Source organism: Bacillus sp. SIMBA_074 (assembly GCF_046534555.1).
GTDB lineage: Bacteria > Bacillota > Bacilli > Bacillales > Bacillaceae_G > Bacillus_A > Bacillus_A mycoides.
In genome coordinates, this window is the sequence record NZ_JAWRYM010000272.1 from 1 (window position 1) to 316 (window position 316).

Annotated in this window: 1 protein-coding gene; it reads right to left on the reverse strand. The window is 39.2% G+C overall.

What is annotated here, in order from left to right; all coding sequences use genetic code 11:
• On the reverse strand, positions 1–316 hold a 316-nt coding region (locus SB773_RS30815), incomplete at both ends, for a LysR substrate-binding domain-containing protein (RefSeq protein ID WP_410594037.1).

Consider the following 316-nt stretch of genomic DNA (forward strand, 5'->3'; position numbering starts at 1 on the left):
GTCTGTGAAAGTGGATGAACCGGGGGGACGACGACAATCATCTCGTCATTCATGAAGGGTCTGACATCGATATCTTTATAATCCGTTTCCCCTTCTATCAAGCCTATATCAAGCTTATTCGAACGTATTCCTTGTATGACTTCATTAGAATTCGAGATGATTATTTGTATGTCCACCATCGGATATTGAGCCGCAAATTCTGCTAAAACTTTTGGAAGGTAGTATTCCCCTATCGTGAAGCTTGCACCTATTTTCATCGTTCCGCTAACCACGTTATTAAATTCATTTATTTCTCTTATTGCTGTCTCATAATGAT